Origin of the sequence: Rothia sp. HMSC064F07 (assembly GCF_001837265.1) — a bacterium.
Lineage (GTDB): Bacteria > Actinomycetota > Actinomycetes > Actinomycetales > Micrococcaceae > Rothia > Rothia mucilaginosa.
Genome location: NZ_KV831926.1, coordinates 1,310,660 through 1,333,213, shown reverse-complemented (window position 1 = coordinate 1,333,213; position 22,554 = coordinate 1,310,660). Strand labels below are relative to the sequence as shown.

Annotated in this window: 16 protein-coding genes; 9 read left to right on the top strand and 7 right to left on the bottom strand. The window is 60.4% G+C overall.

The features are described from left to right. The first annotated feature begins 1,386 nt into the window (after window positions 1-1,386). Together HMPREF2712_RS07720 and HMPREF2712_RS07715 are read left to right on the top strand one after the other, a co-directional pair. Entirely contained in the window at window positions 1,387-1,698 is a 312-nt protein-coding gene (locus HMPREF2712_RS07720) for a hypothetical protein (RefSeq protein WP_141762574.1), read from the top strand. A gap of 706 nt (window positions 1,699-2,404) precedes the next feature. Continuing rightward, window positions 2,405-3,442, top strand: coding sequence for a hypothetical protein (locus HMPREF2712_RS07715; RefSeq protein WP_141762573.1), 1,038 nt, complete (start codon window positions 2,405-2,407; stop codon window positions 3,440-3,442). Between the two features lie 83 nt (window positions 3,443-3,525). Here the strand turns inward: HMPREF2712_RS07715 and HMPREF2712_RS07710 are convergent, their stop codons facing one another. After that, window positions 3,526-4,944, bottom strand: coding sequence for an MFS transporter (locus HMPREF2712_RS07710; protein ID WP_070819668.1), 1,419 nt, complete (start codon window positions 4,942-4,944; stop codon window positions 3,526-3,528). Between the two features lie 180 nt (window positions 4,945-5,124). On the opposite strand from HMPREF2712_RS07710, the gene ftsY reads away from it, so the two are divergent. Both ftsY and HMPREF2712_RS07700 read left to right on the top strand, forming a co-directional pair. Next, window positions 5,125-6,234 (top strand): signal recognition particle-docking protein FtsY, encoded by a 1,110-nt coding sequence (gene ftsY, locus HMPREF2712_RS07705; RefSeq protein WP_070819667.1) that lies wholly within the window; start codon window positions 5,125-5,127, stop codon window positions 6,232-6,234. A 205-nt stretch (window positions 6,235-6,439) separates the two neighbouring features. Further along, window positions 6,440-7,486, top strand: coding sequence for a glycosyltransferase (locus HMPREF2712_RS07700; RefSeq protein WP_070819666.1), 1,047 nt, complete (start codon window positions 6,440-6,442; stop codon window positions 7,484-7,486). Window positions 7,487-7,619: 133 nt separating this feature from the next. On the opposite strand, the gene HMPREF2712_RS07695 is transcribed toward HMPREF2712_RS07700, so the two are convergent. After that, on the bottom strand, window positions 7,620-8,522 hold the full coding sequence (locus HMPREF2712_RS07695) for a PIN-like domain-containing protein (RefSeq protein ID WP_070819665.1): 903 nt from the start codon (window positions 8,520-8,522) through the stop codon (window positions 7,620-7,622). A gap of 440 nt (window positions 8,523-8,962) precedes the next feature. On the opposite strand from HMPREF2712_RS07695, the gene HMPREF2712_RS07690 reads away from it, so the two are divergent. Then, a complete protein-coding gene (locus HMPREF2712_RS07690; RefSeq protein WP_049327112.1) occupies window positions 8,963-9,574 on the top strand; it encodes an ANTAR domain-containing response regulator in 612 nt (203 codons plus the stop codon). 240 nt (window positions 9,575-9,814) lie between these two features. Here the strand turns inward: HMPREF2712_RS07690 and HMPREF2712_RS07685 are convergent, their stop codons facing one another. The 3 genes from HMPREF2712_RS07685 to HMPREF2712_RS07675 all read right to left on the bottom strand — a co-directional run bounded on the left by HMPREF2712_RS07685 (window position 9,815) and on the right by HMPREF2712_RS07675 (window position 12,079). Further along, window positions 9,815-10,063, bottom strand: a complete 249-nt coding sequence (locus tag HMPREF2712_RS07685; protein ID WP_005506231.1) for a hypothetical protein — start codon at window positions 10,061-10,063, stop codon at window positions 9,815-9,817. 98 nt (window positions 10,064-10,161) lie between these two features. Beyond that, window positions 10,162-10,668, bottom strand: coding sequence for a PaaI family thioesterase (locus HMPREF2712_RS07680; RefSeq protein WP_070678042.1), 507 nt, complete (start codon window positions 10,666-10,668; stop codon window positions 10,162-10,164). Between the two features lie 133 nt (window positions 10,669-10,801). Beyond that, window positions 10,802-12,079, bottom strand: a complete 1,278-nt coding sequence (locus tag HMPREF2712_RS07675) for a dicarboxylate/amino acid:cation symporter (protein WP_070629625.1) — start codon at window positions 12,077-12,079, stop codon at window positions 10,802-10,804. 411 nt (window positions 12,080-12,490) lie between these two features. On the opposite strand from HMPREF2712_RS07675, the gene polA reads away from it, so the two are divergent. After that, entirely contained in the window at window positions 12,491-15,502 is a 3,012-nt protein-coding gene (gene polA, locus HMPREF2712_RS07670) for a DNA polymerase I (RefSeq protein ID WP_070629626.1), read from the top strand. 703 nt (window positions 15,503-16,205) lie between these two features. Further along, on the top strand, window positions 16,206-17,660 hold the full coding sequence (rpsA, locus tag HMPREF2712_RS07665) for a 30S ribosomal protein S1 (protein ID WP_070819664.1): 1,455 nt from the start codon (window positions 16,206-16,208) through the stop codon (window positions 17,658-17,660). Between the two features lie 203 nt (window positions 17,661-17,863). Here rpsA and coaE read toward each other — a convergent pair whose 3' ends face one another. Continuing rightward, entirely contained in the window at window positions 17,864-18,499 is a 636-nt protein-coding gene (gene coaE / locus HMPREF2712_RS07660; RefSeq protein ID WP_070819663.1) for a dephospho-CoA kinase, read from the bottom strand. Between the two features lie 58 nt (window positions 18,500-18,557). Between coaE and HMPREF2712_RS07655 the strand changes: the two genes are divergently transcribed. Both HMPREF2712_RS07655 and HMPREF2712_RS07650 read left to right on the top strand, forming a co-directional pair. Further along, window positions 18,558-19,244: an IMPACT family protein gene (locus HMPREF2712_RS07655; protein ID WP_005506219.1), complete on the top strand. Its 687-nt coding sequence runs from the start codon at window positions 18,558-18,560 to the stop codon at window positions 19,242-19,244. Between the two features lie 542 nt (window positions 19,245-19,786). Then, a complete protein-coding gene (locus HMPREF2712_RS07650) occupies window positions 19,787-21,115 on the top strand; it encodes a 2-oxoglutarate dehydrogenase (protein WP_070819662.1) in 1,329 nt (442 codons plus the stop codon). 151 nt (window positions 21,116-21,266) lie between these two features. Here the strand turns inward: HMPREF2712_RS07650 and HMPREF2712_RS07645 are convergent, their stop codons facing one another. Next, window positions 21,267-22,418, bottom strand: a complete 1,152-nt coding sequence (locus HMPREF2712_RS07645) for an ABC transporter substrate-binding protein (RefSeq protein WP_246828695.1) — start codon at window positions 22,416-22,418, stop codon at window positions 21,267-21,269. Window positions 22,419-22,554: the final 136 nt, after the last annotated feature.

Below are 22,554 nucleotides of genomic sequence, written 5' to 3'. Positions count from 1 at the left end.
TCGTACACGTAAAGCCGGTGCCCGGTTCCTGCCACACAGCAGGAACCGGGCACCGGCTTTACGCATCTTTTCGTCATAATTCGTCGGAGTAGCGCGTTCACATTGAGGCTCAGGTAGTTCACTGATAGGCTACCCATGGATATTTCATCAAACTGCACCACTCATATTGGTCGAATAGTACACGTTGCATCTAATGGATACGAACCAATAGACACAGCACCGGAATATCTATCATGCGTCCACACTACACTCGCAAGAATACTTATGGCTCAATCCCCAGGAAAACCTGTGTCCTTCATCGAACGCGACCTCTAATCTGGCTCCTCCACCGGTCCCGTGCCTGCTCTCGAAGCGCAGCGCCCCTCCACAAAAACTAAGATGCGTAATACCGAACCCGCCGCCAACCCCCAGAAGCTGGCCGCATGGCGCACCTGGGTCCCCCTCATCATCTGGGCACTAGCCTGCGCAACCCACCTCGGTACCTTCGCCTACTCGCTCGCCGAAGACCAGCGGAACCCCCCTCAGCCACGAAAACAAAAACCACAACGGCTTCCTCTCCTACCTGAACATATGGGACGCCGGCTGGTACCAGGGCATCTACAAAGAGTGGTACCCCACCGAACTGCCCCTGCGCGCCGACGGGTCCGTATCCTTCAACTCCTGGGCGTTCATGCCCCTCCACTCAATGATCAGCGGTAAAGTCGCTGACATTTTCGGCATCGAATACCGCCTCGCCGCGGTCGGAGTCAGCCTCGCCGCAGGCCTCGCCCTGGCAGTCGTACTCTACCGCCTCTTTGTGGGCTCCCTGAACTGGCGTGCCCGAGACGTCTTCGACACCCGCGCACTCGTTGGCGACGAATCCCGAAACCGCATCGCCCTGTGGGCGCTCGCCGTGTACGCGTTCAGCCCGGCAAGCCCCATCTTCGTCACCGGTTACGCCGAGGCTCTTTCCACTCTGCTCCTTGCCTTGAGTGTTTGGTGCGTGGTGCGTGGCCGCTACATTCTGTTACTGCCCGTGGCACTTCTGGCGGCGCTGTCTCGCTCGCTGGGTGTCCCACTGGGTGCGTTCGTTGGCCTCTGGTGGTTCTGGTGCACCGTTTCTGACTATCTTGCCCGCCGCTCCGATGAACCCTCACAGTCTGTACTATCGGATGCGTGGGCTGCGTTCCGCGGACGCTTCGCCCAGCTCTTGGGCGCACTGCTCGTCTGCGGTTTCGCCTTCGTGCACCCCCTGCACGCGGCTCTGCGCAACGGACGTATGGATGCGTACCTCGCCACCGAACTCGGCTGGAGCTTCCGCAAGGTTGAAGACGGCCACCAGTACTTCGCCCAGTGGGTCCACCAGTTCAACCTCTACTACGTTGGCTCCGTACCCGCCATCATCATGTGGGCGGGCCTGGTGCTTCTCATCCTGAGCTTCTACTGGTGGATGTCGCAGAAGTTCACCCGCACCCCGCCCTGTGGCTGTGGACCGCCTGCTACGCCGGCTACCTGTTCATCTTCTGGCTCCCGACGTCATCCACCGTACGTATTCTGCTGCCGCTGTTCCCTCTGTCGCTGCTGGTCGCCGCCTACCTGCCGAAGAGCCGCGTGTACCGCCTCCTGCTGGTGCTTATCGGTTTGCTCGGCTCCGCCCTGTGGATGCGCCTGCTCTGGGGCGGCCCGGACGTCATCGGTCCCTTCTGGTTGCTGCCCTAAAAGTGGGTTAGCTTGTTCTGCTGGCTTGCCTCTCGCACACATAAAGCCGGTGCCTGTTCCCTCGCAGGTACCGGCTTTTCTGCAGTCTTTTAACAAGCCACCAGGTGCCCTGTGATATAAATCTATGGGTAGATTACAGGTGGAGAGTTTGTTATACGTGTCTGGTGGGTTAATAGCTGATAATCTATGGAGGACATTTCACTAAAATGCACTGCATATCCGGCTGTATAGTGCATGCTGTCCGTCGTGGCGGAGAGCTGAAATGGTTGAGATGCCGATTATCACTCACACTGACACATTGAGAATACTTATGACTAAACATCTTGGATGGATTGCTCCGTCCTCCGTCTTTTCTAAGCTCTTTTCTGGTTTTCTGACTGGTCCTGTGCCTGTTCTTGATGACCGGGGTGCTAAGTCTTCTGGAGCTGACACTTCTTCTGAGCAAAGGTTGTTACCTGCTCGCCGTACGTGGGTTTCTGCACTGCTGATTTGGGCAGCTGCCTGTGTTTTTCATCTTGCCATTTTTCTTGTTGCACATGAGCAACACAAAAATAACCACCTCGTTGGTGCAAGCCGGCGCGGTGATCTCCTCGGGTTCCTGAGTAAATGGGATGCCGACCTCTACGAGCGTATTTATACCAATTGGTATCCTCAGTATTTGCCCATGCGTCCAGATGGCACGGTGGACAACAATACCTGGGCCTTCATGCCATTACAGCCCCTCATTGCTGGTGGTATTGCCGATACGTTCGGTATCGGATACCGTGTAGCAGCGCTTGCTTTGACCATCGTGGCAGGTTTTACCCTGGCTTATGTTCTGCACCGCCTTTTCATCGGCTGCCTCAACTGGCGTGACCGCGGCATCTTCGACACCCGCGCCCTCGTAGGGGACGAGTCCCGCAACCGCCTCGCACTATGGGCCGTCGCAGTGTACGCCTTCAGCATGGCCAGCCCCGTCTTCATCACCGGCTACGCGGAAGCACTATCCGTCCTACTGATTGCACTGAGCGTATGGTGCGTACTCCGCGGCCGATACCTCATGCTGCTCCCAGTAGCGCTCCTCGCCGCACTATCCCGCCCGGTCGGCGTACCCCTCGGTGCCTTTGTTGGTCTGTGGTGGCTGTGGTGTACGGTGAACGACTACCGTCGCCGTCGTATCGAGGATGCATCGCACTCTGCATTGTCAGATGCGTGGGGCTCCTTCCGGGGCAGGTTCGGGCAGCTTATAAGCGCGTTGTTCGTCTGTTTCTTCGCGTTCGTACACCCTCTACATGCTGCTCTGCGAACAGGGCGTATGGACGCATATTTTGCGACGGAGCTGGGATGGAGTAACCGCAAACCCGGCGAAGGCCACCAGTTCTTCATTCAGTGGATTCTGCGCATCTACTACTACCTTGGTGGTGTGCTTCCCAAGATTGTTGTTGCAATAATCGTTATTATGGCAGTGGTGGGTTTCTATTACTGGATTTCCCGTAAGTTTAGTCGTTCCCTAATCCACCCCGCTCTGTGGCTGTGGACCGGATGCTACATGGGGTATCTTTTTATCTTCTGGCTCCCGATTTCCTCTACCATCCGCATCCTGCTGCCGCTGTTTCCGCTGGCACTGCTGGTATCGGCATACCTGCCGAAGAGCCGCTGGTACCGTCCCGTGCTGGTTGCATTAGGCATGGCGCTGTCTATTCCCTGGATTTTGATTCTCTGGGGTGATCAGATAATGGCTGGCATCATTGTACTCGTTCCCTAAATCTCATATAGATTAAAAGCCGGTGCCCGGTTCCTGCCACGCAACAGGAACCGGGCACCGGCTTTTTACTTATTAGAGAGCTTTTAGCGGCCCGTATAGTCCGCGTCCGCAATATCCTTCGGCCAGCGCGCCTTCCGGAACGGCGCCCACGTGAACGCCGCCGCCACCAACAACAAACCACTCATAATGAACGCCGGAACAAAGCCCCACGCATCCGCAATCATGCCAGCCACCAGCGGACCCAAAATCATACCGAAATCGCTACACATCTGATACACCGCCAACACCTGGCCACCACTGCGACGAGTACCAATCACATCAGACACCGCAGCCTGAATCGACGGACCCATAAACGCCGCACCAATACCCAGACACGCCGTCAACGACACAAACACCCACGCCACCGGCGCGAAACCCATAAACGTCACCGCAGAACCCGCCAACAGCAGACCCGAAAACGCCATCACACGGCGACCAAAACGATCCGAAAAACGACCCGAGAACGTCTGCGTCAACGCATTACCAAACGAGTTCGTCGCCATCGCCAACGAAGCCAACAGGGTACCCGCCACCGAATTCGACATATCGCCGCCAGTCGCCAAATACGCCGCCGCCAACGGAATAATCGACGACTGCACACCAAACACCGACCAGCCAATCGCCCAGTTCGAAACCAGCGCAGAACGGTAATTCGAGAACTTCAACGCGTCACGAACCGTCATCGCCGGCAGGTCGCTCTTACCCGCAGCACCGCCGGATGCAGCAGGCTTAGCCGCTTTGCCGGATGCGCCAGCCTGAGTGTCAGCAGGGGAGGGAGCCGCCGAAGGCAACACCCCAGTACCCTTACCCTCAGCCAGTGTCGCCGCCTCCATAATCGCGTCACGCTCCGCCTCCAGCGCAGCCTGCGACGGCATCAAAAACCACACAATCAGACCCGCCGCCAGCAGCGAAAAACCATACACAATAAACGGTGCACGCATACCAAAAGGCGCCAGCGCGCTCGCAATCACCGGGCCCAGCAGGTTACCCAACAGGAACGCTGTCGCATAATAGCCCGAAATACGGCCACGCATATGCGCCGGGGACAAGCGCACCAACAGACCCATCGCAGAGACCGTGAACATGACCGAGCCGATACCCGCCACCGCACGCGAACCCAGCAGCACCCAATAATCCCAGGCAAACGCAATCATAAACGACGTCACCGACACAATCAGCATGCCAATCGTGTACACCGGACGCTCACCCCACCGGGTAATCATCTGACCCGCCGACGGCGCAAAAATCAGGCGCGTAATCGCCAACGCAGAAACCACCATCGTCGCCATCGTGACCGTCGCATTAAAGTTCTGCGCATAGTTCGGCAGCACCGGCGCCACCAAACCAAAACCCACCGCAATCATGAACGACGCAGCAATCAGAACCTTCAAACCGGTCGGCACACGGTTCGGATCAATCGTGCGCGGGTCAAAAACAGGCGGTGTTTTGGCAGGGTTCCTCATGCTCATCCTTGAAATCGTGCGGTGCCGTGCGGCAGCCGCAGGCCCCACCCGCAACTGCCAACCATGTGCTCGGCTAAAAAACTTAACAGTGTCCAGTCTACTCCGCCGACAGCCGGGCATGCGCGTCACCTCGACCAGCCAAACCACCCAAACCGGTAAGCTAGTAGTGTGAATGAAACGATGATGATAATCTGCGCAATCGTGCTGGGTGTACTGGTTATCGCCGGTGTACTTTTCGCCGTTCTGCGCCGACCCAAGAAGACCGCGAACCTGCAGTCTTTGCGCCAGGAGGCGGCTAAGGCCTCCGGCGGTTCGGCGGAAGAACCCGAAAGCTCGGCACCTTGCGCTATTGAACTTGATATGCCCGACCCGTCCGCGGGTCGTCTGGTGCGCCTGCGTGCCCGCCTGGCTCGTTCGAACAACATGCTCGGCAAGGGCTTGCTGGCTCTGCTCTCCCGCGACCGCATCGACCAGGACGTCTGGGATGAGGTTGAGGAGACCCTGCTGCTTGCCGACCTGGGTTCCGAGCCGACTACCCGCCTGGTGGAGGCGCTGCAGCAGCGCGTGCGCGTTGAAGGTACGAGCAACCCTGCCGCCGTGAAGAAGATGCTCCGTGAGGAGCTCGTGAAGATTGTTCGCCCCGACATGGACCGTGAACTGAAGACCGCCGGTAGCGACGGCAACCCCGGCGTGGTGCTGGTTGTTGGCGTGAACGGCGTCGGTAAGACCACCACGGTCGGTAAGATCGCCCGCGTGATGGTCGCTGACGGTCAGACCCTGCTCCTGGGCGCCGCGGACACGTTCCGTGCGGCCGCGTCCGAGCAGCTGACCACCTGGGGTGACCGCGTGGGAGTGAAGACCGTGCGTTCCGAGAAGGAAGGCGCCGACCCCGCATCCGTCGCGTTTGATGCCGTGAAGGCTGGCAAGGAGCAGGGCGTCGACACCGTGCTCGTGGACACCGCAGGTCGCCTGCAGAACAAGTCCGGTCTGATGGATCAGCTCGGCAAGATCAAGCGCGTTATCGAGAAGGAAGCGCCGGTCACCGAGGTTCTGCTCGTCATTGACGCGACCACCGGCCAGAACGGTATGGTTCAGGCGAAGGTCTTCGGCGATATCGTGGACGTCACCGGTATCGTGCTGACCAAGCTCGACGGCACCGCAAAGGGCGGTATCGTGGTCGCTATCCAGGAGGAGCTCGGCGTTCCCGTCAAGCTCATCGGCCTGGGTGAAGGCCCGGACGACCTGGCACCGTTCGACCCGGAAGCATTCGTGGACGCGCTACTGGACTAGCATCCTCATATTCCGCCGAGAAGCCACATGTGTTGTGAACACATGTGGCTTCTCGCGGTTAATGGGCGGGTAATGACGACGGGCAGTACATGATTCGAGGCTCTGGGATATTCTGAAATTAGAAGATGCGCCGACCCTTCAAACGGTCCCGAGCATCGCACACCATACAACCCAATTCACCCCGAACCTCAGCGAAGGAGCCACCATGGCAACCACCCTCCCCGGAACCCTCCCCAACGCTAACTACCAGCCCACCTACCGCTCCAACAGCGCCTGCGACGACCTCGCCACGCTCGTTGCGCCGTACAGCCTTTCGCGCGCCCAGCTCGCTGAGGCTACCGGCATTGCCGACGAGGCTACCGTGAGCAGCTGGGTTGCGCAGTGTTGCCCCGACCTCGCTACGGATGCGCCCGCGCCCCTCGAACCCGTGCTGCGCTACCTGGACGAAACCTACCTTCCTGACCCCGCAAACTGGCCCGGCGACAGCCCCTACGACGAGTTTGTCCTCGAGAACATTGCCGCACACATGCTCGCCCGCGTTGTTGCTGACACCTTCGGTGCTGACCGTTCGGGCAACTACCGTGAGCTTCTCGCGCTCATTGCGACCCTCGTGCTGATTGCCCGCTACTGGGATGCCCCCGAAGATGCTTTCCTGACCCTGCTCAACACCGAGCCCACCGCGGAAGCGGAAGAGTACCTGCAGGAGGCTATCGCGAACGCCCCCGAGTCCCTGCACCCCCTCCTGACCGAGCTTCTGCTACCCGCCCTGCGTGAGGCGCGCGGCACCTTCACCGCCGACGAAGCGCAGCTGCTCACCGGCTACGCGCTCGCCGCCGGATACTACGCGGGTGAGCACCCCTACGAGACCCTGAACAGCATCCACGTTGCGTTCGCCGCGGATGACCGCACCCTGCCCGATGCTGAGCTGATGAGCCGTGTTGAGGACGTCCTCAAGACTAACTTTTCCGCTGCTCGTGCGGAATCCGGCGCTGCTGACAAGAACCAGGAGCCGCACCAGTTCACCCTGCCCGGCAACCAGGAAGGCTACGAAACCGCCGCGCACCTGATCGCAGCCCTGCCCCAGGCGCACGACGTTATCGCTTTCAGCACCCCTGAGGGTGATGACGCGGAGGCGCCCGCCGCCGACTGCCGCGCCGCCTTCACCCTATACCTGTGCTACCTGATGCTCGGTGATGACGAGTCCTTGGAGGAGCGCGCCGCTGAGCTGTACCGCACCAGCCGTGAGAACTAGCTAGACGCTGAAAAGCCACATGTGTTTCGAAAAGCCACGTTATTAGTGGCTTCTCGAAACACATGTGGCTTCTCGGGGTTAATGGTGGTGGGTGTGGTGGGATTATTCTCAACGGTGACTGTGCACGGCGAATTTACACAGCTACGGGCTGTTCCGCGCGAATCGCGCTGTAGGTCGCGTCGCTGACGGTCACGCCGTACTGATTGGAGGTGAGGCGCAGGATCTCCTCGACGGTGTAGATGCGGAATACGCCGCCTCCGGTTGCCTTAGCGTATTCACGCAACAGCTGACGGTTCGCGAGCTGGTGTACGGGTTCGCCGCCCGATGCGGCGCGTACCTGCTGACCGTTGCGTAGCCAGGTGTCGCGCACACCACCGGTGACGAAGACGCAGTCGGTGCCCTTCACGCGGGTGGTGGCTTCGGTAACGCACTGGTTCCAGAGCGCGAAGTCGGCGTCAAAGCTGGCATTAGCGAGCAGCGGGTGTCCCTGCTCGAGCGCTTCACGGCACTGCTGTTCGTGGCGTTCGGGGCTGGGTGCTGCGCCTACGTGTCCGGTGAAGATGCGGTTCAGTCGCGGCAGGATCGTGTCATCTTCGCGGCGTGCCATGTTGATGGATCCGGTGTCGGTGGTGGGTTCGAGGATCCGCATAATCTGTGCGATGGAGTGGTCCAGCTGGTGCGTGACGGAACGCAGCGCACTCCAGGGGGAGTTGCGTTCTTCGGGCAGGGTTTCTTTGAAGGATGCGAGCGCTGAGCGGACGCGTTCTGCGGCGGCGGGCACGGGGGATGCGCCGTCGAGTGCTGCCCAGAATTCTTTGAGTGCCTGGTGGGGGAGGAAGGCGTGTCCGCGTAGCTGTGAGTAGGCGCGGAGGATTTCGTTGCTAATGTGGGTTGGGTAGTTGTAGAGGCTTGCAAGCGCGGTGGAGTCGAAGGCGATGAGAATTCCGGGGTGAATGGAAGTCAGCGGGGCGCGATCGAGTTCCTTGTACTCGACGAAGTCTGAGTACAGGGTGCGTGCTTGACGGGTGATTGACATGAATCCCCTCCGGGTATCGAGTATGGTCGGTCAAATGCGAGTGCCGGAGAAGTCGAGGAGAATAATCCATTCCAGTGTATCGGCCTTCTTTGGCAGGTGATGGAGTTTCGGTATAAATATTTTGTTTATTACGTTTGTATCTAACCCGATGACGCGTTATTGCATGTCAGAGTCATTTTCGGGTCTATGTTTTAGGTGTGAATTTCGCCGCGTGACCTCTGCGTTGTGCGGGTTTTTCTTTGTGGTCATGAGCAGTATAGAACAAAAACATGCATTAAGATGCAAAATCTGCGTGGTGGCTCAAAAATGACGAAAGAAAACTCCTCCCACCTGCACATAGGGCGCATATAACACGCGGGGGACAAGGCGAGAAAGTAGATGAACATTTATTTCCTCCTGTAGACTTTAAAGTGACTGAAATTTGATAAAGGAGAAGAGTAATGTCAGAGCTGACCACTCAGGATCAGGCAGAGGAGCAGGGTCCCGCTCGCACCGTCGTCGTGGCAGAAGATGAGGCATTGATTCGCCTCGACATCGTCGAAATTCTGAAGGACCAGGGTTTCGATGTTGTTGCAGAAACTGATAACGGCAAGACCGCCGTCGAGCTAGCGCAGAAGCACCGCCCCGACCTCGTCCTCATGGATGTGAAGATGCCGATTATGGACGGCATCACCGCAGCTGAAGAAATCGCAAAGGAGCAGATCGCTCCCGTCGTTCTGCTGACCGCATTCAGCCAGAAGGAACTCGTTGATCGTGCCGTTGAGGCAGGCGCTATGGCGTACGTCGTCAAGCCGTTCTCCCCGAACGACCTGGTCCCCGCCATTGAGGTGGCAATCAGCCGCTACGAGCAGATTCGCGCACTCGAGAAGGAAGTCGGCACCATCCGTGACCAGTTCGAGACCCGCAAGCTCGTTGACCGCGCAAAGTCGCTGCTCATCACCAAGATGAACCTGACCGAGCCGGAAGCATTCCGCTGGATTCAGAAGACCTCCATGGACCGTCGCCTGTCCATGCGTGAAGTTTCCGACACCATCATCAAGCAGCTCTCCTAAATACGAGACGTACACAGTACAGATCGGTACAGGTACGAATGCACGCTACGGCGAAGACTAGGAATCGCCGCTGAGCACACACGGCTGGTGCATTGATGAACCAGCGCCTTATTCATGACACACAAACGCCCCACCCCTCACGATGAAGCTGAGGGACGGGGCGTTCGTGTTTAACGGTTCGCGGGTGTGCGCCGCGAATCGGGTGCCTAACGCGGGCGGGAACCCGGCGCTACACGGAACTTAACGCAGGTAGCGGTTCAAATCGTCTTCGTCATTGTTCGGGCCGCTGATGGGGCGATCCGTGGGGGAGCCAGCCCAGAGCATGCCGCCGGTACCGAGCATCACGCCCAGCCACCAGAAGCTGCCGGGGTTGTTGATGGCGGTCACCAGGCACACCAGCATCACGCCGATTGCGATGGGCAGGACAATGCGCTTGGCGCGCACAATCTTCGGGTAACGCTTGAAATAGGGGGTGCGCTCGCGGGCCATGGTGCTCCTTCTGGTCGTACCTTCTGGTGGGGTGTGGGCGGGGTGCCGTGTACCCCGTGCTTCTACGATTTTAGGCTACTTGCTGAAGTTGTAGGACGTTAGGCGGTGGGGCGGGGAATCAGCATATTGGTGATGCGTGCGGTGCAGGTGGTGCGGCCGCGCTCATCCACAATGTCGATGGTGTGGATGCACAGGGTGCGTCCGAGCTTGACGGCGGTGCAGGTTGCGGTGACCACGCCGGAGACTGCCGGGCGCACGTGGGTTGCGTTGATGTCCACGCCGACTGCTACGAGGGTTTCGCCGCCGTGCACACCCGCGGAGAGCGAGCCGAGGGTCTCGGCGAGAACCACGTTGGCACCGCCGTGCAGCAGACCGATGGGCTGGGTGTTACCGGCGACGGGCATGGTCGCAACGGTGCGTTCTGCGGTGAGTTCCTGGAACTTAATGCCCATGGCGGGGATGAGCTCGCCCAGACCGCGGGGGAAGTAGGGGTGCAGGTGCTCGGGGATGCCGCTTTCGGTCAGCTGCGCCTTGATTTCTTCTGCGGTGAGGGTGGTGGGCGCTGCCGCGCGGACGGGTGCGTGCTGTGTGTTGTTTTCAGTCATGACTTCCAGTGTACTCCTTGGTTTTTGTTGCTTTGGGTGGGATAGCTTTTCGCGAGTGCTTCCGGGTACGAATCAGCCCCGCCTCCTACAGGGGGAAGCGGGGCTGAAAAACGCTATGTAAGCGGATGAGGAATTAGGCGGAAATAGCTTCTGCCTTTTCGATGTCCTCGTCGCGGATTTCCTTATCGGGGTTCGCTCCGATTGCCTTGGAGATACGCTCGGTCAGGGCTGCGATGGTCGCGTCACCGGTCACGTTGGTTGCGGTGCCGAAGGAGTCCTGAGCCAGGTACAGGGCAATCATCAGGGCAATCATGGAGGCATCGAAACCAAGCATGGACTGCAGCAGACCGATTGCGGTCATCACGCCACCGCCGGGAACGCCGGGAGCGGCAACCATCATCACGCCGAGCACCAGAATCATGGGGATCAGGCTACCGAAGTCGGGGTGCTGGCCGGTCATGAACAGCACTGCCACCGAGCAGGAGGTAATGGTAATCATGGAGCCGGAGAGGTGAATGGTCGCGCACAGCGGAATCGCGAAGTCCACCACGCGGGGGGAGATGCCAGCTTTCTTCGCCGAACGCACGGTCACTGGGATGGTCGCAGCCGAAGACTGGGTACCGATCGCGGTGAAGTATGCCGGGAGCATGGTCTTGAGCATCTGGATGGGGTTGCGGCGAGAAATCGCGCCAGCCACCGAGTACTGCAGCGCCAGGGTGACCCAGTGCAGAATAATCACCATGACGAACACAAGACCGAAGACGGAGAGAATCTTCGCCACCTGACCGGCGAGGGTCATGTTCGCGAACACGCCCACAATGTGCACCGGCAGCAGGGGGATAATCACGTAGCCGAGCATCTTCTCAACGATGACCTGGAAGTCCTCGAAGAGGTTCAGCATCGCACGGGTCTTTAGAGCGGTAATGCCCAGGCCCAGGATGAAGGAGAGAATCAGTGCGCTCAGCACGCCCATAATCGGGGTCAGCTCGAAGGAGATGTAGCCCTTGGACAGTGCGTTCTCGGGGTTATCGAAGGAAGCGAGCTGCTGACCCTTCAGGATGATGGGGTAGAGCAGCAGTGCGCAGGTCAGTGCCAGGAAGCCAGCAAGGATGCTGGAGATGTACGCCAGACCCACGGTGATGCCGAGCATCTTGCCCGCACCCTGCGCGAGGGAACCAATGCCGGGCACGATGAAACCGATAATAATCAGCGGAATCGCGAAGCTCAGGAAGGCACTGAATACGGTAGAGAAGGAGACGAAGAGCTGCACAATAAAGTCGGTGGCGATGGATGCGCCGGTTGCGTCATTGATGCCGCTAATCATTCCGGGGGTCAGCATGCCGATGAGCACACCCGATGCAATCGCGATGATAATCCACGCGAGAAGGGGAAGTTTTTTGAGTGCCTTCATAGTTTCCTAAATGAGGGTTCGTTGTGTGTTAAGCGCGGGAGGTGCCCTCACGGTCCGGTGGATCCTGCCGGTGAATTCTGGGTAGAGTTCTGCCTATGAATACACGGGGTGTGGGGGCTCCTACGCTGGAGGCGATAATAAGGTTATATATTATCTGGAAACCGTATTATTATCCACCTTACATAGTGGCTTGGGGCACATTTTTTGGGGGAAAACTCACCAAACGCACCCCACCGGCACCTACATATGAGGTAAAACTCTTTCCACACACCCCGTTATTCCGCTATATGGCACAGCACCGGCACCCAACACGGCGCGGGCGCCTCCCCACAGTCCTAACCGGCAGCCACCACAAAACCCGCAGCCACGAAGCCAACCACCAAGAAAACTCAGACTCGATACACTAGAGGAGTGACTACAGAGAACAAAACCCTCCTGCTCATTGACGGACACTCCCTCGCCCTACGCTCCTTCTTCGGCATCTACACCATGGCCGAAAGGACCGGACAGCACATCTTCGTGCGCAGCGACGGCCAGCACACCGAAGCTGTCCACGCCTTCCTCTCCACCCTGCTGAGCATCATCAAAGACAACCAGCCCAGCCACATCGCCGTAGCCTTCGACCTGCCCGGCGGCACCTTCCGCACCGCCGAATACGGCGAATACAAGGGCGGCCGCAACGCCATCCCCGAAGCCTTCGACGGCCAGATCGACCTCATCAAAAAGATGCTCGGCGCGCTCAACATCCCCGCGCTCACCTACGAAAACTACGAAGCCGACGACATCGTTGCAACCCTCACCCGCCGCGGCACCGAAGCCGGCTACAAGGTTCTCATCCTCTCCGGCGACCGCGACATCTTCCAGCTCGTCACCGACGACGTCACCCTGCTCTACCCGGTCACCACCGGCCCCTCCAAGGGTATTCAGCGCATGGACCCCGCCGCCGTCGAAAAGAAAACCAAAGTACCCCCGCACATGTACCCCGACCTCGCCGCCCTCACCGGCGAGCAGGCGGACAACCTGCCCGGCGTACCCGGCGTAGGCCCCGGCTTCGCCGCCAAATGGCTCAGCGAATACGGCTCCCTCGACGCCGTCATCGAAAACAGCGACAAGATCGGCGGCAAGAAGGGCGAAGCACTACGCGAAAATATCGACAACGTCGTGCGCAACCGCCGACTCAACCAGCTCGTCAACGACCTCGACCTGAACGTCACCCTCGAAGACACCGCATTCACCCCCGACCTGGATGCACTCAACACCTTCTTCGACGAAGTAGAGTTCCGCACCATCCGCAAGCGCGCCGCCGACACCCTCGGCCCCATCGTGCGCGCAGCCGGATCCGCTGGCTCTGCAGTTTCCACCGCAGAAGCAGGGGAGGAGGGCGTCACCAAGAAGGCACCCACCGGCCCCGTCTACGCACCCATTGCCACCAGCGCACCCACCAAAAACGCAGACGCAGTAGCATTCCGCGCCTTCTGCGCCGCCGCAGCCGAAGAAAACTACGGCACCGACGAACAGGGCGCGCCCATCGCCGTACCCGAACGCCTCGAAGGCGCCGTGACCCTCTACCCGGTCACCAACCTGCCCGTAGCGCGCCCCGCCATCGGCGACGCACCCGCCGTCAAGGTCACCAAAACCAAGATCCGCGCCGCCGAAGAAAACCCCGAACTGCTCGGCGTGCTCCTCACCAGCAAGAGCACCAGCCTCTGGGTCGACACCCGCAGCATCGACCCGGAACTCGACGCCGCCCTCGCCGCCTGGCTCTCCGACGAAGCAGCCCGCAAAATCGTCATGGACCTCAAGGTTCAGCGCAAACTCCTGCGCGCCTACGGCTACGAACTCGCCGGCGCCGTCGAAGACCCCGCCCTGTCCTCCTACATGTGCGGCTTCATCCCCACCGCAACCCGCAAACTCTTCTCCGAACGCATGGAAGACCTCGCCGAACGCTACCTCTGGATCCCCAAGGACCCCTACGCGCAGCTCGTCTTCCAGCCCGAAGAAGATGAGGCAGAACCCTCCCTCTTCAGCCTGCCTGGCGAAGCCGAACCCGTCGACAACCTGCGCTACTTCACCCAAATCAGCCGCATCATCCACGAACTCGCGCGCCTGCTGCACTACGAAATGGAAGAACACGGCCAGCTCAAAGTCTACGAAGAAATCGAACTGCCGCTACTTTACGTCCTCGCAGACATGGAGCAGGCAGGCATCGCCGTCTCCGACGCGCTCCTTGCCGAACTGCACGACACCTTCTCCGCACGCGCTAACCAGGCGCAGGACGCCGCACGCACCATCATCGGCGACACCGTCCAAACCGACGACGGCGAAGAACCCCTCAACCTCGCCTCCGTCAAACAGCTGCAGACCGTGCTCTTCGACAAGCTCGCCCTGCCGCACACCCGCAAAATCAAGTCCGGCTACTCCACCGACGCCGAATCCGTCACCGAACTGCTCGCCAAAATCTCCCCGGAGTCCGACGGTGCCGCATTCCTCGGTGCGCTCGCCGCCTACCGCGACAACATCAAACTCGTACAGACCGTCGAAGGCCTGCAGAAAGCAGCCGCCGACGACGGACGCGTGCACACCACCTTCCAGCAGGGTGCCGCCTCCACCGGTCGACTCTCCTCGACCGCGCCGAACCTGCAGAACATCCCGATCCGCACCGAAGAAGGCCGCCGCATCCGTGGCGCCTTCATCGTCGCGCCCGCACCCGTCGACGGTGTGGAGTACGAGGGTCTGCTCACCGCCGACTACTCGCAGATCGAAATGCGCATCATGGTGCACCTCGCCGCCGACGAGAAGCTCATCGCAGCCTACGAAGCGGGGGAGGACCTGCACCGTTACGTCGGTTCCGAAGTCTTCGGCGTCGCCCCCGAAGAAGTCACCCCCGAGCAGCGCTCCAAGGTCAAGGCAATGTCCTACGGCCTGGCATACGGCCTGTCCCGATTCGGCCTCGCCAAGCAGCTGAACATCAGCTCCGACGAAGCAGGCGAATTGCGCACCAACTACTTCAAGCGCTTCGGACGCGTGGGACGATTCCTGCGCGGCGTACTCAAGCAGGCACACCAGGACGGCTACACCGAAACCATTTTCGGCCGCCGCCGCGTGCTGCCCGACCTGGACTCGCCCAACCGTGTACGCCGTGAAGCCGCCGAACGCGCCGCCCTCAACGCCCCCATTCAGGGCACCGCCGCGGACATCATCAAGATCGCCATGATCAACATTCACCGCCGCCTGCGCGAAGAGGGCCTGAAGACCCGCATGCTGCTGCAGGTGCACGACGAAATCATCCTCGAAGTCGCCACCGGTGAGCGTGAAGCCGCCGAACGCGTGCTGGTCGAGGAGATGAGCGGTGCCGCCTCCCTGCGTGTTCCTCTGGATGTGCAGGTCGGCTGGGGTAAGTCTTGGCAGGAGGCGGGCCACTAGGCTCACTACCTTGTATTGATTTCCGCACGGAAAGGCAGTTATCGTCCTCGTTCCTACAGGCAGGGGTGGGTGGGTACGCTATACCCTTCCTCCGCTCCTGCAGGGGAACCCACCCTCTCGGGCGCTCCGCCCTCTCCTTGCTTCGCCGCGGAGAGCACCCGAGAGGGTACCCTGATGTCGCTTCCGGAGGGTATAGCTACCCCTCGTTCCAGCCTGGTGCGAGCATGAGGAGGGGCGGTGTCGTCCGTAGTGACATCAGGGTGCCCGAAGCGAAGCGAGGGCGGGTGCCCCTGTAGGAACGAGGACGAGCACAGCCCCTCGCATCCCAGCGTTACTAAAACCGCAAATAAGTACGGGAATCCCGGGCGCGTAACCATTGACGACACGCCCGGGATTCCCGTACACTATTAATCGCGTGTACCAACGTACGGGTTTTCTATGCTCTTTTTCTCCTTAAGAAAACGGGGAGAAAACGGGCACAGACCGCTCGCACACCCTGCTGAGAGCATCTGCTTCCGGTGGGCGGTACACATTGTAAGTATCCGTCAGCTCGACGTTTCCTCACCCCGTTCAAAGGCGTTAGCGGTCCTATACCGTGCGCGCCGGGGTGAAAAAGTGAGCCGGCCGGCGCCTCCACCAGGGGGCGTTGAGCGGTGAACCGGCAGCGTCGACCTATTAGAAATCCAATTGGAGCCCTCACTACATGAGCACCAACATCCCTCAGGTCGCAATCAACGACATCGGCGACGAGCAGGCATTCCTCGAGGCTGTCGAGCAGACCATTAAGGTCTTCAACGACGGCGATCTCGTCTCCGGCCAGGTCGTTAAGATCGACCACGATGAGGTTCTGCTCGACATCGGTTACAAGACCGAAGGCGTCATCCCCTCCCGCGAGCTGTCCATCAAGCACGACATCGACCCCTCTGAGGTTGTCGAGCTCGGCTCCGAGGTTGAGGCACTCGTCCTCACCAAGGAGGACAAGGAAGGTCGCCTGATCCTCTCCAAGAAGCGCGCACAGTACGAGCGTGCATGGGGCGACATCGAGAAGGTCAAGGAAAACGACGGCGTCGTTACCGGTACCGTTATCGAGGTTGTCAAGGGTGGCCTTATCCTCGACATCGGTCTGCGTGGCTTCCTGCCCGCATCCCTCGTTGAGATGCGCCGCGTCCGCGACCTCGCACCTTACATCGGTCAGCAGATCGAAGCTAAGATCATCGAGCTGGACAAGAACCGCAACAACGTTGTTCTGTCCCGCCGTGCATACCTGGAAGAGACTCAGTCCGCTGTTCGCTCCTCCTTCCTCAACGAGCTGGAGAAGGGTCAGGTCCGCGAGGGCGTTGTCTCCTCCATCGTCAACTTCGGTGCATTCGTGGACCTGGGTGGCGTGGACGGTCTGGTTCACGTTTCCGAGCTGTCCTGGAAGCACATCGACCACCCCTCCGAGGTTGTCGAGGTTGGCCAGCCCGTTACCGTCGAGGTTCTCGAGGTGGACCTGGACCGCGAGCGCGTGTCCCTGTCCCTCAAGGCAACCCAGGAAGATCCGTGGCAGGCATTTGCTCGCACCCACGCTCTGGGTCAGATTGTTCCCGGCAAGGTCACCAAGCTCGTTCCCTTCGGTGCATTCGTGCGCGTTGAGGACGGCATCGAGGGCCTCGTCCACATCTCCGAGCTGGCAACCCGCCACGTTGACCTGGCTGAGCAGGTCGTCTCCGTTGGTGAAGAGGTCTTCGTTAAGATCATCGACATCGACATGGACCGCCGCCGCATCTCCCTGTCCCTCAAGCAGGCAAACGAGGGCGTTGACCCCAACGCTACCGAGTTTGACCCCGCTCTGTACGGCATGGCTGCAGAGTACGACGAGGCTGGCAACTACAAGTACCCCGAGGGCTTCGACCCCGAGGCTAACGAGTGGCTGGAAGGCTTCGACGCACAGCGCGAGGCTTGGGAAGCACAGTACGCAGAGGCACAGGCTCGCTTCGAGGCTCACAAGGTTCAGGTTGCTAAGGCTCTCGAGGCTGACGCAGAGGCTGCAGCAGCAGCTCCCGTAGCAGCTGAGCCCGCACCGACCTCTTACTCCTCCGAGGAGCCCGCTTCCGCAGGTACCCTCGCATCGGATGAGGCACTGGCTGAGCTCCGCAAGAAGCTGACCGGCAACTAATCTGCCGCTCAGATGAGCACTCATCAGGCGTAATAGCCGATAGGTAGCCCCCGCGTGGGGTGCCTTAGAGCAGAGGAACCCCCTCATCTCCCGTTTGGGAGGTGAGGGGGTTCTTTGCGTTATTGGGGGGCGTTGGGGGCCGGGGTACGTGCCCGGTGTTGATGTGCTCTGTATTGCTGTGCCCCGTGTTGCTGGGGAGGATTTTAGGCGGCGATCATCTGGTCCCAGACGGTGCGCACCTGCTCGGCGGTCTCCTCCAGCGAGCCGCCATTATCAATGATCCAGGTTGCGACCGCCTCACGCTGCTCGTCGGTTGCCTGCGCGGCGATGCGGGCGCGCGCATCCTCCTCACTCATGCCGCGCGAGGACACGAGGCGTTGCAGGCGAGTTGCCAGGGGAGTGCGCACCACGACCACGCCCTCAAAGGCGGACGGGTCGCCGCTCTCCACGAGTAGCGGAATGTCCTCCAGCACCACGCTGCTGAACCCGGGCTCGGACTGCGCCTGCTCCACCAGCTGCGCGGCGCGCTCACGAATAGCGGGGTGCACAATCGCGTTCAGGCGCAGGCGCGCCTGCTCATCATTGAACACGATACGCGCCAGGGCGGGGCGGTTGAGGCGGCCGTCCTCATCGAGCAGATGCTCGCCGAACTCCGCGACCGTGCGGGCGAGCACCGCCTCGCCGGGCTCCATGAGGGAGCGGGAGATAGCGTCCGCATCCACCAGGAATGCGCCCTGCTCAACGAAGAGGGAGGCGATGGTGCTCTTGCCGCTGCCGATACCGCCGGTGAGGGCGTAACGGCGCAGGGCGGTAGAAGCGGGGGAAGAAGGCTGGGACATGGACGGTGCTCCTGACGGGCTGTGCCACAATAGATAGGTACTGATTAGAGGAGGACACATGCAGGAAGAAACTCGCGCCAACCGATACCTTGTGCCGCGCGGCGATGAGCCCTATGAGAGCCTCCTCGAAATTAAGCGTAGCGAATTTATTGGTCACATCAAGCGCGTGAGCACCGTTGAGGAGGCGCGCGCCTACATTGAGTCGGTGCGCAAGACCTACCACGATGCCCGCCACGTGTGTTCGGCGTTCATTATTGGTGCTGACCGCGATATTCAACGTTCCTCCGATGACGGTGAGCCCGCCGGTACTGCGGGTGTGCCGATGATGCAGGCGCTGCTGGCGCGTCAGACCCGTGAGGACGGCACCACCGACCTGTCGGATGTGGTTGCCGTGGTCGTGCGCTATTTTGGTGGCATTAAGCTTGGTGCGGGCGGTCTGGTGCGTGCCTACACTGATTCGGTGGTGCAGACCCTGGATGGTGCGCTATTTGATTCGCGTGAGCGTCTGCGAGTGGGTCAGGTGCCCAGTTCGCATGCTGATGCTGGCCGCCTGGAGAACGAGATCCGTGCAGCCGGTCTGAATGTGCTGGGTACCGAGTACGGTGCGGAGGGTGCCACGATTTCCCTGGGTGTGTTTGACCGCCCGGAGGAGCTGGCGCGTGCCGAGGAGCTGGTGGTGAGCTTGAGTTCCGGTGCGGCGAGTGTGACCTGGGGGGATACGCAGTGGGTGGATTTGCCGGTCTAGGTTACCGGCCTCTAGATTGCCGATCCCTAGATTCCCGGTCTTAGATTTCTGGTTCTAAATTTCTAGTCCCAAATTTCCTGGCTAGAGCGCCCGTTTAAAGTCTTCAAAACTCAAAAGGTAGTCCAACCTTAGTTAATAGTTACTCTAGCCCTAGTAATTGCCTGCTAAAGCTGATAGCCTAAAAAGCGTTGCGGAACGCACACGCCCCTCCACGGCACGGGCAACGGGTTCGTCACCAGCGGTAACCCAGCCCGGCGCCTCCACGAGAGAATGCGTGCGCCCGCACTGACGGGTAGGGCTCAACGCTGACATCTCAGCGCTGAGAACTGGGTACTATCTCAGCGCTGAGGTCCTGATGCTGACGTCTTGAAGCTATAGCTTAGTTGCTCAAGGAACGAGACACAGCTGCATGCCGGTACTATACGATCCGGCAGGCGGTCGAGTGTGTGCACGAACCATCTGCCGGTAGGCGCTGAGCCCCGCCCGTCACCTTACGAAGAATCAGCTAACGAACGCTCTGAAGAGCGCAAGGTCGTGAAAACGTGACGCAGTCGGGAACCTACTATCAACAAGTAGACGAACAAGCAGGCAAAAACTCATCAGAGCAGTCCGCGGGCAGCCGTGGCACCACCGCAACCCTCAACCGCCAGGGAGCGCGCCTCCCCAAGATTGGCACTGTCGAGCAGCTTGAACCCGCCACCGTCGCCCAGCTACTCAACGCCTACCGCCAGCAGAACCTCGGCACCCTGCTGGGCGTGCTCACGCAGCGTCCGGCGGAGTTTGCCCGTCAGCTCGGCAGGCTCTGCCGCGTCTTCCCCGAACACGTTCACGCTATCGCCCAGGCGTTCGGCGCCGTGGGACGCGCCCTGCCCATTGACGAGCTGGTGCGCCTGCACAACCGCTACTCCAACGCCGCCCGCGGAGTTGGCGAACACCTCAGCCTGGACAACTCCGGTGTGGCGCACCTGGTTCAGAGCCCAGCACTGAGCCGTGAAGGTGCGGGTCACCTGCTCATGGCGGTTGAACTCTGCCTTGCCGGCAGGATGCGCGGGCTCACCATCGCCATGCCCTCCACCGAGGCGTTCACCCCGGCTGATCAGGCGCCGAGCCTCGGCTCCTGCAACCCCGCCCTGGACGGTGCCCTCAACGCTTTCGAACCGGCAGGCTGGGAGCCGTTCTCCCTGGACGGCAGCGAAGTGCTGCTCGCGACCGGTGTACGCGATGTGCCCGACGGCTACGAGCTGTCCCTCTGGCTGCTCGACGACGACTATCAGTGCCGCGCCCGCATTGAGCGCGGCGCCCCGCAGGTGTGCGTGGCAAGCTTCTACGATGAAGAAGTCATCACCCGCACCGTGGAAGAAACCGGGGCGGGTGAAGCTGGCCTGGTCGAAAACTACCGTGTGGAGGAGTACGCGGAACTGGACTTCCTCAACGCCATGGACCGGCAGGTACGCTACGTGGCGGTCACCGCCGCGGTGGGGGAGCCGCTGCTGTCTGTGCTGAACGAGAAGAGCGCGGTGCCGAATAGTATTCCCGACCCTGCCGCTTTTGCGAACGGTGTGGGCACCTCCCGGTTCGCGGGGAGTGCCCGCCCGGATATCCGCACCGCCGCCGTGGTCGGTAAGGGCCTACGTACCATCAATCACCGAGGCATGCTGCCGGTGTTGGGCGTGCCGAACCGCACCGTGTGCGCGGTGATTGACCTGTATAAGCAGCGCATCTGCGTGCCGGGTGTGGGTATTCCTCGCGGGCTGAGCGTGGAGGATGAAGAGCGCACCATGCAGCTGATTTTGAGCGCCCTGAACGGGTACCTGCCGCTGACGAACCGGGCGCTGATGAGCCTCGCCGGAGCGACCGTGGAGGTGCGCTAACACTGCGGTCAACTAGCGCTGCCGTCAACTATCACTGTGGCGCCCCACGGCTACAAACCAATAAAATACCGCCCGGAACCTTGCTGTGAGCACGGTTCCGGGCGGTACGTGTTTAACGAACTAGCCGGTCACCAGGTGAGCCGCCATCACGTTAGTTAGCCGCCGGGCCCTGACCATTGATGATGCGCTGCGCCTCATCCTCGGTCAGCTGGTAGCCGTAGAAGGTCGAGTAGAACTCGCGGGTTTCCTTCACCAGGTCAACGTCGGAGAACTTCTCGGGATGGAACAGCTTCGCCGCCCACAGAATCTGCAGAGCCTGCTCAGCGGAGTAGCGGTCCCAGTTGAAGGTGCCGACCGGGTTCTTAATAATTTTGCCGTTCTTCACCGCCGGAACGTCAGCCCACGCGGCGTCAGCCTTAATCGCGTCCACGCCCTTCTGCGCATCAGCGCCACCAATGATGATGTACTCCGGCTGCGAGGCAATAATCTGCTCCAGGGAAATGTTCTTCAGATTCTCCACGCCGTCCAGGGAGTTCTTCGCACCCGAAAGCTTCATCCACTCGCCAATCAGGGAGTTCGAGCCGTCCACCTTCGTCAGGTCGGAACCGCCCGCAATGTGCAGCACCTTCGGGGACTCGGTGACGTCCTTGAGGCGCTCCTTGATGAGGTTCTCGTTCTTCTCCAGGTACGCCAGGTACTTCTCGGCACGCTCAATCGCCTCATCGGTGCCAATGACCTCGGCGGTCAGCTCAACGGTGCGCTTCAGATCCGCGAAGTTCTGGAACTCCACGTGCACCGCCGGGATACCCGCCTCAGATGCCTTCGCAATCTGCTCCTTCGAGGAGGCGAGTAGCACCTCCGGCTTATCGGCAAGCAGCTGCTCCATGTTCACGTCGGTGCCCTTCACCGGCGCGTCAACCTTCTCAATACCGGGGTACACCTGCTTGAACCATGCCAGGGACTTCACGGTAGAGGTGGTGGACACCAGCTTCTCAGCGCCGCCGAGCAGCAGAACCACCTGGTTGTTTGCGTGCCACAGGTCAGCGATGCGCTCCGGGGTGGTGGGTACGGTGACCTCCTTGCCGTCAATGTCCTTAATGACCTTGGTGCCGTCACCGTTATCCTTCACGAAGAAGCTGGTGTGCTTCTTCGAGCTCTGAGAGGAGGCGGAAGCGGACACCGAGCTCGAGGCGGAACCCGATGCAGAGGAGGAGGCGGTGTTCGCGGCACCGCAACCGGTCAGCGCAGCCAGCAGCAGGGAAGTGGTCAGGGCAATGCCGGTGTGGAACTTCGTAATCTTCATGATGTGTCTTTCTGTGTCGATAGGGTGGGTGAATAACCCGGCGGCGGCCTGGGTGGGGCAGGCGTGCTAGGGACACGCCTCCCACAAGACAAAGGGCACCTCTACCGTATCTCTTGTGTGCCACCCAAACCACCGC